Genomic DNA, 15849 nt, shown 5'->3' on the forward strand with positions numbered 1-15849 from the left:
TGTTCTTTCCGTAGAAAATAATTAGAGAATTGTACTTCGTTATTTTGTCTTGTCTTGCGCTCCAAGAGCGACTACTGCAGCGTATCCCGGACGTTCCGGTATATTGAGCGGCTCGATTCGGACGGGCAGACCGAAGCTTTTTTCCAGATTTTGCGCCGTCACAACTTCTTTGACCGCACCGAAAGCGGTGGAACCGTCCCGCATCAGCACAAGCGCTTTATTTGCGATTTCCAGTGCGTGAGCCGGGTAGTGTGTATTGATGACAGATCCGATTTTGAGTTCCTGGGAGAGTCGGCTGAGCAGCTGCAGGATCATCAGCTGATTTTTAAAATCCAAGTTGCTTTCCGGTTCGTCGAGGACCAAAAGTTTAGGTTCGCAGCAGAGCGCACGCGCAAGCAGCGCGACCTGATATTGGCCGCCTGAAATTTCGTTGCAGAGGTAATTCGCAAAAGGCTCGATTCCGGTGATTTCAATCGCCTTATCTGCCGCAATCCAGTCTTTTTTAGAAGGAGACTGAAAAGAGCCCCAGCGGGAAGTTCTGCCGAGAACAACCATTTCGCGGACCGTGAGGGCCAAGACATTGGATTTAGCCTGAGGCACATAAGCGATGTTCTTCCAAAGCGACTTGCAGTCATTTGGTTTTAGAGCTTTTCCGTCGATCAGTTCTTCTCCGTCCGACCAGTGCTGAAGGCCGAGAAGGCACTTTAAAAGCGTTGTTTTACCGGCTCCGTTGCGGCCGAGGATCGCGACGATATCGGACGAATTAAAACTGAAGTTCAGGTTATGAAGAACTTCTTTTCCGTGCGGATAGGTAAATGAGCCGTTTCTGACTTCGATCTGCATGATTGTGCGCTCCTAAAGCCGTGCGCGGCCGTGCCGAAGGATGATCAGGAAGACGGGCGCGCCGATCACCGCGGTGAGAACGGACACCGGGATTTCGACCTCAGTGGCGCTGCGCGCGACGGTATCCGCGGCCAGCAGGAAAAGTCCGCCAAAAACCAAGGAGGCGGGCACCACCGCATTATTGTTGCTTCCGACGAGCAGCCGGCAGAAATGCGGGATCAGCAGACCGACCCAGCTGATGATGCCGAAGAGGCTGACCACACAGGCCGAGATCAGCGTCGCGCAGAGGATGCAGACGGCTCTGAGGCGCGCGACCGGAATACCGAGGCTGCGGGCTTCGTCTTCAGGCATGCAGAGCGCGTTCATTTTCCAGCGCAGGATATAAAGGATCAGTGAAGAGAAGCCGATCACAGGAGCCGCGCTATAGAGATTATCCATTTTTGCGCCGCTGAGGCTTCCGAGCATCCAGTACGTAATGGACGGGAGGACATCCTGCGGGTCGGCGACAAATTTGACGAGATTGATCAGAGCGGTAAAGAGAGCTCCGATGACAAGGCCCGAGAGGATGAGCATTAAGAGTGTTCTTTGGCCGCGGACTGAACTGACCGAATAGGCGAGGAAGACGGAGATGAGTCCGAAGAAAAAGGAGACGATCTGCAGGAGCGGTCCTTCGAATCCGAAAAGAATAGCAAGTACCGCGCCGAAGGCCGCGCCGGAGGTTACGCCCAAGGTATCGGGGGTTGCGAGCGGATTATTAAAGATTGCCTGAAAGGCGGCTCCGGCGACAGAAAGTCCGGCTCCTGCGATCACGGCGAGCAGAATTCTCGGCAGACGCACGCTGCCGATGACCATTGATTCTGTAGAGTCTGCGCCGCCTGTAAAAAGCGCTGAGGCGAGTGAGCTGAAATCAACAGCAAAGCGGCCGATGCCAAGCGAAGCGATCATGAGGACGGCCAGAGCTGCCAGCGCGAAAGCTAAGAGGAGTTTGGTTTTAGCGTTCAAGTTAACAGCTCCTATGCGGCGCCCGGCGTCGGAGTTGAGATTTTCATCGGTTTAGGCTCAAAGAGTTTCTTTAACTGCTCATTCGTGAGTTCGATACCGAAGACCTCCCGATAGTATTTCCGTGCTTCATTATTGAGGTCGATATCTTTGAATTGTTCCGGGTAGATCTTTTTAGCGAGCCAATAAAGAAGGACGGGAGAATCCGCAGACGGCGTATAGGTTCGGTAAAAGCCGAGCGGCAGCTTGTAGACCTCTTTATTTTTAACCGCGCTGATCGGCGCCCACAGTGGATTCTTTATGAGATTTTCCGCCGTATCCGGCGTGAAGTTCGTGATCAGGATGACATCCGGGTTCCAGCTGTAGATTTGCTCCATATTGACCTGCGCGTTTGCGGTTTTAGCGGGTATGGATTCCGAGACATTTTTTGCGCCGACCGCTTCTGCCCAATACTGACCAAAGAAATTTTTACCGCTGGTAGTGACCTTATTGTTCTGATTCTGATAAATCCAGAGGACTTTTTTTCTATTCTGAGGCGCGATGGATTTTGTTCTTTCTTCGATCAGCGCTTTTACATTTTCGGCGTATTTAGAGGCTTTATCGGCTTTTGCGTGATCCGGAAAAAGTTCGTCGAGTGTTTTAACCCAGCTTTTATAGGTTTTGACCGCGTCGTACTTTTGAGCGGACGTTGAGAAAGCGACGGTTGGAATTCCAGCGGCTTCAAGCTTGGAGAGGGACTGTTTATCTGCGGCATTGACGAGGACAACATCGGGTTTGAGCTTAAGCACGGACTCGATATTGAGGACATTTCCCTTCATAAAGCCGGTATTTGCTTTTGTGATATCCGGATAAATTTCTGAGAGCAAACCGTTTTGGGCTGCCGCCATTGAGCTCGGATGAATGCCGATGATTTTGTCAGCGCTGTTGAGATAGAGCGTAAGTACGGAAGGCAGCGGATAGATATTGGTGATTAGGATCCGGTTGAGGGAGTCGGGTACTTCGGCGGTATGGCCGGTTTCATCGGTGACGATGCGCGCAGCGGCCGAGCTGATAAAGAGTGCAGCTGAAGTGAGCAGAGCGAGGATCTTGCACGATGTGTTCATTTTTTTCATTTGAGGTTAACTGTTTTTGTCATTGTTGCACAAAGCCGGCCTCAAAAAATAAAGCGAGTCCTCTGAAAAAAGCGAAGGCCGCTTGAAGCGGCCTTGCAGTCCTAATTCAAAACTGAATTATTTAGTTTTTTTAGGAGCAGGTTTCTGTGCGGACTGAACGTCAGCGACCTTAGCGTTCTTAACGAGGTTGCTGAGGTAGTTTGCAGCGTTCTGGCGAGCGACGACGCTTTCAACCTGATCTTTGATCTTGTCGAGTTCGGGGAAGGGAACTTCTCTCTTATCTTCGAGCTTGATCACATGGTAGCCGAGTGAGCTGTGGAACGGGATCGGAAGAACATCGCCCTTATTCATGCCCATAGCGGTTTCAGCGAAACCGGGGATGATGATGCTGCGGATGTTGGTGAAGGGGATTTCTCCGCCGTTGGGCGCGCTGCCCTTATCCAGGGATTTTTCTGTGGCGAGTTTGCCCATATCCGCGCCGTTTTTGATCTGAGAGATGAGGCTCTTGGCTTCATCTTCGGACTTGACCAGAATATGGCGAACTTTGATTTCGTTCGGGCTGTACTGTTTTTTCATATCCGCATAAGCGTCCTGAATCTGCTTATCGGTGACCGGATGAGCAGCGGCGTTGCGGCGTACGAGTTCGTTAGCGAGAATCTGAGTTTCGCGTTCTGCGAGCAGTGTCTTAATTTCAGGAGTCTGCTGAAGTTTCAGCTTACGGGCTTCCTGACAGATTACTTTTTCGCGAACAAGAATATTACGTGCGGCCTCAGCCTGTTTTCCCTCATCTTTGATGCCCTGCTCAGCGAGAAGGTTCATGAGTTCCTTTTGTTCGGCTGCCGAAACCAGCTGGCCGTTGACAGTGAAAGCCGTCTGAGCAGAAGCGGGAATTGCGGCGGCAAGTGCAATAGCGACAAGAACTTTTTTCATTATTTTTTCCATAAACAACGGGAGATTAAATTATAGCGATAATAATCACTTGTTCTGTGCGGTAAAAACCCTAAATATCATTAAAGAATACCCACTGATTTTGGATTTGCAATATACACAAATTCATCAAAATAACGCATCTTATCGGATAGGTGTTTAAAAGCACTTGAAGGGAGGTAAGAACCTTGTTTTTATGGCGTTATTCGAGGCGAATCTATATAAATGATTATGGAGCGAAAGTGTTTCTGCAATAACAAAGCGGCAGAGATTTATTGTTTCGTGAGGACTATGAAGACTAGTTTATTTTTATGTTTTTACGAACTTTTACTGACCAGTGGCGAACGAGTTCACAGAAAAGAGGAGAAGTCTGCTGAAGACGAACTTAGCATTCATCGATAAAACTTATTTGTCTTCAGAAAGTATAAGAGGAGTTAATTTAAGTGAATGTGCTTGAATATTGAATTGAGCGGCGAATTGTTCTGTTCCGAGGCAGCGGAACAGATGAGACGGTAAATCCGTCGGACAGGGATATGGTGAAGCGCGTGCCGCTTACAGAGGCATAAAAAGAAAACAGCGCATTCAGCGCTGCGAAGCAGGGATCAAGCCGGATTTCCCATATATCCGGCATAAGACATACAGGAAGCAGGATCAATCAGCCGCGCAATAGCGGCAGATTGATAAGTATGTTTAGTGTCGGGATTCGCTCGGGGCAAGAAGCGTCATATTAATATTGTGAATCCCGTGGCCGATAAACGGCTTGAGGTATTCGTACACGATACGGTGCCGTTCGATTTTCGGCAGTCCTTCGAAGCGGCGAGAGATCACGAACAGGTGATAGAGCGTACCGGCGGCGGGTTTAAAGCCGGCTTCCGGACGAGAATAATCTGTAAATCTCAATTCAATAGGAAAGATTGGCTCTAGTGCCTGCTGAATTCTTTCCAAAGACGGGGTATGGCTCATTTTAGTTTTCCTTCCGAATCTGAGTCGGAGATGAATCGGGAAATATAAAACCCGACGCCTACAGTAAAGATAAGCGTCAGACCCATCAGCCCGAAGAGTTTGAAATTCACCCACACATCTGTGGAGCATGTGTAGGCAACTATAAGATTAAGGATGCCGACAACTGCAAAAAAGACAGTCCAGCCTTTTAATAAAGTTTGCCAGGCATTCTCGGGAAGTGCAATCTGTTTACCGAGAAGCGACTTGAGGTAATTTTTACCGGTCACAGCGCCGAACGTCAGAATTGCGGCGAAAATCCAATAAAGAATGGTTGGCTTCCACTTAATGAACATCTCATCGTGGAGCCAGATCGTTAAGGAGCCGAACACCAGGATTACAGCAACAGAGATCCAAAGCATCGGATCGATTTTTTTGCCGGAGATCAGCTTAAAGAGGATCTGTGCGAGTGAGACGACGATTGCAGCTGCGGTTGCGCAGATGACAGGCGCCTGTGTCGGATCAAAACCACTGCCAAGCCACTGGTTGCAAAGCGAGGCGGCTTCATCCGCTCGGTTCTGAGCAAATTTAAATGTGCCGAAGAAAAGAATAACCGGCAGCAAATCGTATAAGAACTTCAAAAAATCCTCGCTAAGTGGACTGGGACACAAACAAAAATTTTGCAACCGCAAAATTTTACTGAAAAATGCCTAATTTGTTAAATACAAACCTCATTAATGAAAATTGTTACCTCAGGCATCTTAGACAGCCTGAGAGTTTGCCTAATCCGCCTGAGGAGCGGCTTAAGCAGTTTTCTTTTATCACGGAGGAAGATCGAGACAGCCCGGATCGGCTCAAAGAAGATCTTGAAGCCGAAAACGGCCCTAAAGCGGATCCTGCCTTGATAGAAACAATATCCCGGAACGTCGGACCGGCTGCTGATTGGCTGTTTAATGACTTGAAAGTCGAATTCACAAAACGCCCGTGCCCGGATTTCAGTAAAACAGATCCGAGACGAAACGGCTCATTCGTCAAATGCATCGATAAAAACGCTTTGTTCTTTTTGCAGCAGTTCCAAAAACTCGGCGGTTTGGTTTTGACAGAAACCAATATGACCAATCTGCTGACAGAAAAAGGACGAGTGAGCGGAATTGAATATTCTTGTCCGGAGGAAAAGAATAAAAAACTCCTCGTTTCGGATGTTATTTTGGCGACAGGCGCTTACGGAGCAGATGCTTCTTACTATCCGAAATCTCTCGATAAAGTGCTTTATTACGGCACGAAGGAAGAGGACGGATTAGGGATGCAGATCGCGCTCAAGCACGGCGCTTCTCTTATCAATGAGCATGATTACAAGCTTTTCCCGAATGCGGTTGAAATTGCCAAAGACGTTCCGTTAGTCGCCTCCGCTCCGGTTGGTGTCGCAACACCCAAAGGCGGCGCGCTCTTTGTAAATCACGAAAGGAAGAGATTTATCAATGAGAACGGACCGCTCGAAGAACTGACCGCTCAGATGCTTCAGAAGGGCGGCAAAAAATTCTATGTTCTGTTCGATGAACATTCATGGAACGTATTTAAGCAGAAGGCATTTAGAGATCATCTGATCAAAGAGCCGGAAGACACAGAAAAGTGGGATGAAATTAAGAACGACGGAGAACCGGTTTTAGTGAAGGCGGAGAATCTTCAGGAACTTGCCGACAAGACCGGCATGCCGCTCGAAAATCTTTCCGAAACCATTGATGCTTGGAACTACGACGTTAGAGAGGAAAGGGATCAGGCTTTCAACCGAGAAGAGCTTGAGCATTTTGTTAAAGAAGGGAAGGTTTATCTTCTGGAACAGAAACCCCGATTCGCGTCTACGCTCGGCCGTCTCAGAGTCAATCCGCTAATGCAGGTCCTGAATAAGAAAGGCGCGCCGATTCAAGGTTTGTACGCGGTCGGAAATATCGTGGGCGGATACTCCTCTCAAAACAGTGCAGGTCCGCTGCGAACAAGATGGGCATTGGTTTCGGCTTTTACCTGCGCGGACCATCTTGAAAAGGAGCTGAAAGACCAAAAGGCCGAAAAATAAATTTAATCAGTACAGGCTGCTTTATTTTCTGATTTTCTGATCAGAACAAGCGTCTGCCGATTGATCGCCTCATCGATCGGCAGATGTTTTTTTTGAACGATCGACAGAGGTTTATTTAATAAATAAGCGTCTGCCTGATGAGGGCTTACCGGTTTCTCGTTATTGATGACGAGAATTGATTACAAACGGAAAAATCTTTTTTATCCCGATCAGGGATTTCTTTAAGTTTTGTTAAGCCATACGGTATATCCTTTCCCGGTTAAGTTAAGAACCTTTCGTTCAATTAGATTTAGATGAAAATTACAAAGAAACTTGCGCTTGCGGCTTGCGTCGCAGGAGCTCTAACTATGATGAATGTACAAGCACAACCGACCCAGGCGCCTCAGTCGGCCGCGCAGTCTGCATCTTTGCCTGCCGGCGTAACTCAGGGCCCCACCGTTGAAGGAATCACTGAATATCGTTTAGCCAACGGCCTTCGCGTCGTTCTCTTCCCGGACGACTCTAAAGCGACCGCAACCGTAAATATGACGTACCTCGTCGGCTCCAGACAGGAAAATTACGGCGAAACCGGTATGGCGCATCTTCTTGAACACCTTATTTTTAAGGGAAGCAAGAATTATCCGGATCCCACTAAAGAGTTCACAAACCGCGGTTTCCGCATGAACGGATCCACTTGGCTTGACCGTACCAATTATTTCGTGTCCTTTACCGCTAATGAAGACAATCTCGCTTTCGCTCTGGCCTGGAGCGCTGACGCTATGCGCAATTCTTTCATCGCGAAAAAGGACTTGGACAGCGAAATGAGCGTGGTTCGAAATGAATACGAAATGGGAGAAAACTCTCCTTCGAGCGTGCTCTTTAAACGTCTTCAGTCCATGATGTACGACTGGCACAACTACGGCAAGAGCACTATCGGCAACAGAAGCGATATCGAACACGTCAGGATCGAAAACCTTCAAAACTTCTATCATCGCTACTATCGTCCCGATAACGCCGTGCTCACGGTCAGCGGCAAGTTTGACGTCACGAAAACGCTCGCGATGATCGCTAAAGATTTCGGCAATATCGAAAATCCGAAAGAAGCGCTGCCTGAAGAATGGACGGTAGAGCCGACAGCGGACGGCGAGAGAGTCTTTGAAATCCGCAGAAGAGGCGAGTCTCAGCTCGTTGCGGTCGGATATCGCATTCCGAGCGCGCTGCATCAGGATTTTCCGGGCACCGAAACCGCAACCGATGTGCTCGCCGATACTCCTTCCGGCCGTCTTTATGAAGCACTGGTCAAAACCGGTCTGGCGGCCAGTGTTTTCGGCTATGCGATCGGTGCGAAGCAGCCCGGTTTTGTCGTCTTCGGCGCAACTGTGAAGAAAGGCGAAAGCTTGGAAAAAGTTAAGGACAAACTGATCGAAACGATCGAAACCTCCTTAACGAAGGCGCCGGTTACGGAAAAAGAACTCAACCGTGTGAAGGCTCAGGCCGAGACACAGTTCGAAAGAGCTTTCTCCGATCCGGAAGGGTTCGGTGTCGGACTCTCCGAATACATCGCGCTTGGCGACTGGAGACTCTTCTTCTACGGCCGCGATCAGATGAAAAACGTTACCGGCAAAGAAGCCGATGAAGCGGCGAAGAAGTATTTTGTGCGGGATAACCGGGTCGTCGGTATGTTCATTCCGGATGATGAGCCTAAACGCGCGGAAATTACCGCCGCGCCTAGTGCAGAAGAAGTACTCGCGACCTATAAGCCCAAAGCAGAAGCTCAGAGTGCGGAAGCCTTTGATTCTTCTTTCGATAACCTGAACGCGAGAACCACCCGTATTGACGTCGGCAATCTGAAGATCGCTCTGCTTCCGAAGAAGAACAGAGGAGAAACCGTGACGGTTATGATGAATTTCCGCTACGGCGACGCCAAGAGCCTCTTCGGCCGGTCCGCTGCGAAACAGATGACCGCTTCAATGCTGACTCGCGGTACCGATAAGCTGACTCGTCAGGATATTGACGACAAACTTACCGAACTGAAAGTCCAGGGCGGTCCCTCGGGTTTTGTGACCACGCGAGAAAATCTGCCCAAAGCGCTTGAACTCGTATTTAGTCTCTATAAAGACTCTTCCTTCCCGGAAGATGAATTCAAACAGCTGAAGAAGCAGATGATTGTGATGCTTGAAAGCATGCGCGACAAGCCCGACATGCTTGCAAAGAACGCGATCGATCAGCACTTCAACACATATCCGAAGGGAGACGTCCGTTACGAGCCTTCTATTGCGGAAGCGCTCGAAGAGCTTAATAAAACGGAAGACAAGGATCTGAAGAACTTCCACAGCCAGTTCTACGGAACCGCACGCGGAGAAATCAGTATTGTCGGAGATTTCGACGCTAAAGCCGTTGAAAAGCTGATTCGCGAAGATTATGCCAAGTACGTTTCGAGCGCCCCGTACGCAGAAATTTACAAGGAATACAAACCGGTTAAGGCCGAACGCATCGTGATCGATACTCCGGAAAAAGAAAACGCGACGATTATCGCGCGTTCGGATTTCTCCATGAATGACACCAACCCGGATGCGCCGGCGCTTCAGGTAGCCAATTGGATTCTCGGCGGCGGTACAGGTCTTTCCAACCGCTTAATTGATCGTCTGCGTCAGAAGGAAGGTCTTTCTTACGGTGCCGGTTCCGGCGTGAAGATCCCCGGCAAGGGCGATCAGGCGAGCTTTATTTTCAGAGCGATTGTCGCGCCTCAGAACCTTCTGAAGGCCGAAGCCAGCGCCAAGGACGTGATTGCTAAAGCGGTTAAAGACGGCTTTACCGATGACGAGGTGCGCGAAGCGAAGAAGGGTCTGCTGCAGTCGATGGATGTCGCCCGCTCTCAGGACCCCATCGTCGCAAGCTCTTGGAATGACAAGATGAGTCTTAACCGTGACTGGAGTTTCTCCAAGGCGCGCGCCGAGGCGATTAAGAATCTGACCACTGAGCAGGTCAACGCGGCGCTTCGTAAATACATTAAGCCCGAAGATATGACGTTCGTACTTGCGGGCGATCAGAAGAAAGCTCAGGCAGCACAGAAGAAATAATACAGTCGCTGCATAAAAACAGAGCCTCGTTTCTTTGCGGAAACGAGGCTCTTTTCGAACGGGCCGGTTACGGCGTCTTATATCCGAACTTGTGGCACTGATCGCATGTCAGAACCGAAGGTTCATGCTGCTTATGGCAGTCATTGCATGAAATCGATTCATCGTGTCCGTAGTGCGGGTTCGGGTTAAGCTTCGCGGTTCTTTGTTTGACCGCGTCTCTGCTTCCGTGGCACTGCAGACAGACAGCATCTTCAGGCATTTCTCTCGGACGAGTCTGTCCGTGACAGGTGTCGCACTGCATATTCATTTCCTTATGCTTGCCTTTCAGAGTCATCTGAGCGCTGGCGCCGGAACTGAATACGAGGAGAAGGGAGGCAGCGAGTGCCGCAGCTAATCCGATCTTCATTACTCAGCTCCTTACTGCATCAAAGCTTTCATGTGATCGGCAATCGCCATACCGATAACAGAAGCGGAAGTCAGCTGAGCACCGCCGACGTAGTTGTCATAGAAGAGACCGCCGGCAGCGTTGCCTACAGCGTACAGACCCTTGATCGGACGACCTTCGGTGTCAAGGACCTGGCCCTTGGTGTTGATGAGCGGGCCGCCGAATGTGGCTGTCATACCGCCCTGGAACGGAACGGCGTAGAACGGAGCCTTGAGAATCGGACGAGGATTCTTGTGGGTGTTCGGCGGAGTCAGTTCACCGAGTTTTCCGTTCTGAAGCGCTGCGTTGTATTCGTCAACAATTTTCTTCAGTTCGACCGGATCCAGACCGGCTTCTTTAGCAAGACCTTCAATAGTGTCGGCTTTGTAGACCGGAGCTTTCTTGGATTCATAAGAGAACCAGTCGTTCTTCAGCATCGGAAGATTGTGTGTGTCTTCGTCAACAATCATGTAGCCCCAGTTGTCTTTTGTCAGAGCGGCGGTGTCGCGGGCCATCTGAACGTATGTCTTGCCTTCGTCGGTGTAGCGCTGAGTCTGTTTGGAAACCGCGATACCGGTGTTGACAATGTTAAGCGGGTTGGCGCCTGTGGGTCCGTGTATCGGGCCGCAGTGGTACTGATCAACATTGACGACTTTCGGGAAGTAGGGGCCGGTAAGAAGAATGCTTTCGCCTGTGACGGTGTTGGAGCCGCGAACCGGCATGTTGGCTGCGGGAACGCCGGACATCATGGTGAGCATCATCTTGTTGGCAGAGAAGCCGCCGGTCGCCATGACAACGCCGAGCTTGCCGAGGTATTCTTCAAAGCCTTTGCGGGTCTTAACGCGGGCGCCGATCACATCGCCGTTCTTCGGGTTGTCCAGAAGCGCGACAACTTTGGCGTTGTAAACGATCGGGATGTTCAGTTCTTTGGCTTTGTTCAGCAGATAAGTCATCAGCTGTTTTCCGCCCGGTTTCTGTTCGCCTGTGGTGAGGTGGGCGCGCTGCAGCATCGGCCAAACGAGTTTGGCGCCGACGTTGTACTGGACGCCGACGTAGTCATGCAGCCAGTTGAGTGTTTCGTCAGCCTTTTCAGCGACAAGGCGTGTCAGAGCGGGATCGCCTCTGCCCTGAGAAACTTTCATCATATCTTCGTAGAATTTTTCTACGGTGTCGCCGGTCTGAAGACCTTTAGCCTGCTGCATCTTGGTGTTGACGCCAAGCATGAAGCCTGCGGAGTAAACCGTGTTGCCGGCGGCAGAACCCATTTTTTCAAGAATCACGGGTTTGAGACCATCCTGAGCGGCGCGGATCGCGGTAACGATACCGCCGATACCCAGACCGCAGATGACGAGGTCATAAGTCTTCTGAGGAGCGGCTGTCTTTTCGGCCGCATTGGCGGTCAGGGAAGCGGAAGCAAAACCTGTGGCCATGGTGGCAAGTAAGCTGCCTTTGAGAATAGAACGGCGAGATGTCTGCATATTGATTGTTCTCCTTGGTAGATGGATCAGCAAACGTGCTGAACATGATCGATATGCTAAAAAAATGTGACACGCACATCATCCGTAAATCAACGCTTGACTTTAAGTTAAATTTTTGCTAATGATTTATTTCGCATACTTCGCGGCGTTGATGCCGGCGATTCGCCCGAACACAAAGGCGTCTGTTAGTCCGTTGCCTCCGAGCCGGTTTTGTCCGTGAACGCTGCCGGTAATCTGACCCGCAGCGTAGAGTCCTGCAATCGGCCGACTGTCGTTGTCCAGAGCACGGGCTTCTTCATCAATTGCAATGCCGCCGAGTGTGTAATGCACCCACGGGTACATGCCGACCGCCCAGAAGGGGCCGACCTTGGGACGGTTCTGAGCGGGAACTTCTTCGAGAGAGCGCTTAACCGCCTCGGACGGCACATTGATTTCTTCGCAGAGCGCTTCAATACTGTCCGCTTTCCATACCTGACCGGCAAAATAGGCCTGATAAAGATGCTTTTTCTGAAGCTTGTCCAGAAGATTTAAATTCGCGTTGTCCACGATCGTAAAGCACTTCTTTTTACCCTGACCGATGAGTGCGGAGCTGAGCTCTTTGCGAGTCGCGCCTTCATTGGCAAAACGATGTCCGTCTTCGTTGATAAAGATCATGCCGTGCACGAGCACGTAGATTCTCGCCGAATACTTGTTGAGGTAGGAGCCTTCCGGCACACATTCGATAAAGTCCATGTTTTCGGTTTTAACACCGGACTTCATGGCGCTTTCCAGAACCTCTCCCATTCCTTTCGAGTCGGAATAATAAAAATTCAGATCCGGAACATAGCGCTTTAAAAGGCGAGGGTTTGCGCCGAATCCGCCGGCGGCGAGAACGAGCGCGCGGCATCGAATTTCGATCACATCGGTTCCGGATACGGCTTGGACCGTAAAGCCGCCGTCCGCATCTTTTTCAAAAGCTACAAAACGAGTGGAGGTAAGAATCTGCACGCCGTTTTTTAAGCAGGCTTCTGAAAGTTTCTGGACGTAGGCTTTGCCGACGGCAAGGACCGGCTTATGGCACCTTCGATAGTAGGATCCGTAAATTTGATAAATCTGATCTTCAAAAACCACACCGAGTTCTTTGAGCCACTCAAGCGTCGGGTAGGCAAATTCGGCAAGACGAGCCTGTGCTTTTGGATTGCCTTTTCCGTTCGCGGACTCCAGAATGTGCTGATAGAAAAGCTCTTTGCTGTCGGCAATTCCGTACTTTTTCTGCAGTTCCGGATCCGGCGCGTTGAAGTATCCGCCCGAGATCAGCGTGTCTCCGCCGATAAAGGATTCTTTGTCGATCAGAATCACGTCCCTGACGCGGCTTGATGCTTCAAGCGCGGCGCAAAGACCCGCTCCGCCCGCGCCGACAACCAGTACACGGCAGCTGATGGTTTTCTGAGCGGCAAGCACAGCGCTTGGCAGCGCAAGAGACGCCAGAGAGATAAAGGATCTGCGCTTCATGAGTTTTGCATCTCTCTTAAAAATTCATTGAGCTCAACCGGGTTTTCCAAGTCCAGTTTGGCAAAAATATTTGCGCGGTGAGACTGCACCGTGCGCTCGGAAATTTCCAGAATCTCAGCGATCCGACTGTTCGGAAGTCCTTTAGCGATTTGATAGGAAACCTTCTTTTCCGCGGCGGTTAAAGTCTCAAACTGCTCACGAAGACTTTCCGCGTAGGCTTTTTCTCTGCGGACCTGTTTGTTTTTGGCAACCGCCTTGCTGACCAAATCTAAAAGTTTGTCCGGATCCGGCGGTTTGACCAGAAAATTAAAGGCGCCGTTTTCCACACAGCTGACCGCCATTTCAATATCGCCGTGCGCGGAGAGAAAGATAATCGGCAGATCTGAGCCCACGCGCTTTAATTCGGCCTGCAGCTCGATTCCGGTCATGCCCTCCATGCGAACGTCGAGAATCAGACAGCCCAGACGCTCCGGATCGTCGCTGCGCAGAAAACCTTCCGCGCTTGAAAATGATCTTGTCTGAAGACCCGCCAGGTTCAGAAAGAAGCTGAGCGAGTCGCTCACCGTCTTATCGTCATCGACGATCCGGATGATCGGCGTGAGAAGTTTCATAATTCGGTCTCCGGTTTGTTGAGGTTAAAGCTCACAATCAGTCCGTGAGGAGTACGTTTTTGGAAATTAAGGTGCGCGCCGTGATTCTCAATGATCTCGACCGCGATGGACAACCCGATGCCTAAACCTTCCTGTTTATCGCTTTTTGTCGGTTTGCCAAGCTTAGCGAAGCGCTCATCGGAAATTTCCGGCCCGTTGTCGGAGACGGCAACGAGCCAGCGATCCCTCTGATCCTCCACTAAGACCTCAACCTGAGGCTGATTCTCCGATTCAGCCGCTTTCACAGCGTTTTTAAGAAGATTCAGAATAACGAGTTCGATCTCAAAGCTGTCGCCTCGGGCTTCACAGCTGCGGGGCATCTCGACTCGGATGTCTGCTTCGTGGCGTTCGTCGCTTCGGATGCTCGATACCGCTCGCTCGACGATTTCAGTGAGTTCGAACGATCCCGAGCGGTTCGCGGTGTGTTTGGCGTACGATCTCACGTGTTCGACAATGTCGCTCGTTCGTCTTGCCTGCACGCAAAGCTGCTCGAGCGCGTGACTAACTCGACTGTCCTTAATGCCGAGCTGCGAGAGCAGAAGCTTGAGGCCGCTCGAGTAATAAATCATATTGGTGATCGGCTGTTTGACTTCATGCGCGAAAATAGAACTCATCTGAGAGATAACGCGGCTTTTTTCGAGGCGATCGAGTTTTTCTCGGTTTCTCTGCGCTCTTCTCTCCGTAGCGCGCTGCGCGGCAAGCGCAAATCGAAGCTCGTTGGTTCTTCGGTTCACCAGCACATTGACGCGAATAATATGAATAATCAGCGCAAACAGCAGTGCCGCAGCAAGAGCAAATTCAGTGCGGTACTCCATCACAAAAGCCTTGACGGTGGTCTCGCGCAGATGCGCGTACGGACCGAGTTTTAAGTCTTTCATGAGATCAAAGACTTTTAAGAAACCGCCCGCGGGGACCCATTCGAAGCCGCCGTCGCGCTTAGGCATGGAAAGAAGAGAGAGCGTCACGGCTTTGACCGCGCCGGAGGGCGCGCCGTCTAAGGAAAAGAACACCGCGTCCGGGTACATTTCTGTCGATCGCAGACAGCGGCCCGGACCGCGCTTCGGATCGAGCACCCGAAATTCATCCGCTTTAACGATGCCGTCCCGCACAAGATCTTCAAGCTGACACGGCCCGAGAATGCCCGCATCCGCTTCTCCAACTTTGATGTAGGTCGATACGTCCGGATACTGATAATTCGTAAAAAGCGTGCGCTTAAAGAAGGAATCCGGATTGAATCCGCGTTTGGCGACTTCCCCGAGCGCAAGCAGATAGCCGTCAAAATCCTTGGAGTCGGTCGCGGTCACAACCTTGTCTTTCAAATCCTCAATCGAGCGGATGTCGGTTCTGTCCTTACGGGTTATAAAAACCGAGGAAACCGCTTCGTCCGCGCTCAGCGCGTGCGATCTTCGAACGGTCGCGATCTGCTGCGCGCCTTTGCTGTTGATCAGCGTCACAAAACTGCCCGCGGAGGAGAGCAGAAAGTGCGGTTTCTTTTCTTCAATATCAGAGAGAAGAGAATGCGGATCAATCTCCACCACACTGATCTTGTTGTCTTTGAGCATGTGCTGCAGATGCTCCATCGTCGGAACAAAAGTTCCGAGATAGAAATCCGGATCAAAAGTGTCAATCAGTCCGATTCTGATTTCCTGAGCGCTGCCGGGCTGCGCCGCGGTTGTCAGACAAAAGAAGAAAGACAGCAGCAGTAAGATAGATTTGAACATTAGGAAAGTGTCTCGCAAATCTTGCCGTTAGGCTATTAGTGACATAACTAATCCAATAAGCGTAAAACGGGCAGGGCGCAAAATAAGTGCGATAATTGCAGTTCTAAAATGAGAATGGTTCCTATTACTGTTCTT

General features: G+C 50.5%; 13 protein-coding genes. 2 read left to right on the forward strand and 11 right to left on the reverse strand.

The features are described 5' to 3' along the window. Positions 1–39 precede the first annotated feature (39 nt). The 6 genes from NFR90_RS07855 to NFR90_RS07880 all read right to left on the reverse strand — a co-directional run bounded on the left by NFR90_RS07855 (position 40) and on the right by NFR90_RS07880 (position 5461). Positions 40–843, reverse strand: coding sequence for an ABC transporter ATP-binding protein (locus NFR90_RS07855; protein ID WP_251452089.1), 804 nt, complete (start codon positions 841–843; stop codon positions 40–42). 12 nt (positions 844–855) lie between these two features. Next, complete coding sequence (locus tag NFR90_RS07860) at positions 856–1845, reverse strand: FecCD family ABC transporter permease (RefSeq protein WP_237178753.1); 990 nt, start codon at positions 1843–1845, stop codon at positions 856–858. An 11-nt stretch (positions 1846–1856) separates the two neighbouring features. Next, on the reverse strand, positions 1857–2945 hold the full coding sequence (locus tag NFR90_RS07865; RefSeq protein WP_251452091.1) for an ABC transporter substrate-binding protein: 1089 nt from the start codon (positions 2943–2945) through the stop codon (positions 1857–1859). Positions 2946–3071: 126 nt separating this feature from the next. Further along, complete coding sequence (locus NFR90_RS07870; protein ID WP_251452093.1) at positions 3072–3884, reverse strand: peptidylprolyl isomerase; 813 nt, start codon at positions 3882–3884, stop codon at positions 3072–3074. 687 nt (positions 3885–4571) lie between these two features. Beyond that, positions 4572–4844 (reverse strand): BolA family protein, encoded by a 273-nt coding sequence (locus tag NFR90_RS07875; RefSeq protein ID WP_160335317.1) that lies wholly within the window; start codon positions 4842–4844, stop codon positions 4572–4574. Beyond that, positions 4841–5461, reverse strand: a complete 621-nt coding sequence (locus tag NFR90_RS07880; protein WP_160335318.1) for a septation protein A — start codon at positions 5459–5461, stop codon at positions 4841–4843. Before NFR90_RS07880 ends, NFR90_RS07875 begins: the two co-directional genes overlap by 4 nt. A 137-nt stretch (positions 5462–5598) precedes the next feature. Between NFR90_RS07880 and NFR90_RS07885 the strand changes: the two genes are divergently transcribed. Then, on the forward strand, positions 5599–6891 hold the full coding sequence (locus NFR90_RS07885; protein WP_251452095.1) for an FAD-binding protein: 1293 nt from the start codon (positions 5599–5601) through the stop codon (positions 6889–6891). 347 nt (positions 6892–7238) lie between these two features. Further along, positions 7239–9950: a M16 family metallopeptidase gene (locus NFR90_RS07890; protein ID WP_251452097.1), complete on the forward strand. Its 2712-nt coding sequence runs from the start codon at positions 7239–7241 to the stop codon at positions 9948–9950. Positions 9951–10017: 67 nt separating this feature from the next. Here NFR90_RS07890 and NFR90_RS07895 read toward each other — a convergent pair whose 3' ends face one another. From NFR90_RS07895 to NFR90_RS07915, 5 genes are all read right to left on the reverse strand, one after another. Beyond that, complete coding sequence (locus NFR90_RS07895; protein WP_160335323.1) at positions 10018–10356, reverse strand: cytochrome c3 family protein; 339 nt, start codon at positions 10354–10356, stop codon at positions 10018–10020. 11 nt (positions 10357–10367) lie between these two features. Then, positions 10368–11852 (reverse strand): FAD-dependent oxidoreductase, encoded by a 1485-nt coding sequence (locus NFR90_RS07900; RefSeq protein WP_160335324.1) that lies wholly within the window; start codon positions 11850–11852, stop codon positions 10368–10370. Positions 11853–11978: 126 nt separating this feature from the next. After that, entirely contained in the window at positions 11979–13343 is a 1365-nt protein-coding gene (locus tag NFR90_RS07905; RefSeq protein WP_251452099.1) for an FAD-dependent oxidoreductase, read from the reverse strand. Then, positions 13340–13954 carry a response regulator transcription factor gene (locus NFR90_RS07910; protein WP_251452102.1) on the reverse strand — a complete coding sequence of 205 codons (615 nt, stop codon included), beginning with the start codon at positions 13952–13954 and terminating at the stop codon, positions 13340–13342. Before NFR90_RS07910 ends, NFR90_RS07905 begins: the two co-directional genes overlap by 4 nt. Beyond that, positions 13951–15714 carry a sensor histidine kinase gene (locus NFR90_RS07915; protein ID WP_251452104.1) on the reverse strand — a complete coding sequence of 588 codons (1764 nt, stop codon included), beginning with the start codon at positions 15712–15714 and terminating at the stop codon, positions 13951–13953. Before NFR90_RS07915 ends, NFR90_RS07910 begins: the two co-directional genes overlap by 4 nt. Positions 15715–15849: the final 135 nt, after the last annotated feature.

Source organism: Parasutterella muris (genome assembly GCF_943193095.1).
GTDB classification, from domain to species: domain Bacteria; phylum Pseudomonadota; class Gammaproteobacteria; order Burkholderiales; family Burkholderiaceae_F; genus Parasutterella; species Parasutterella muris.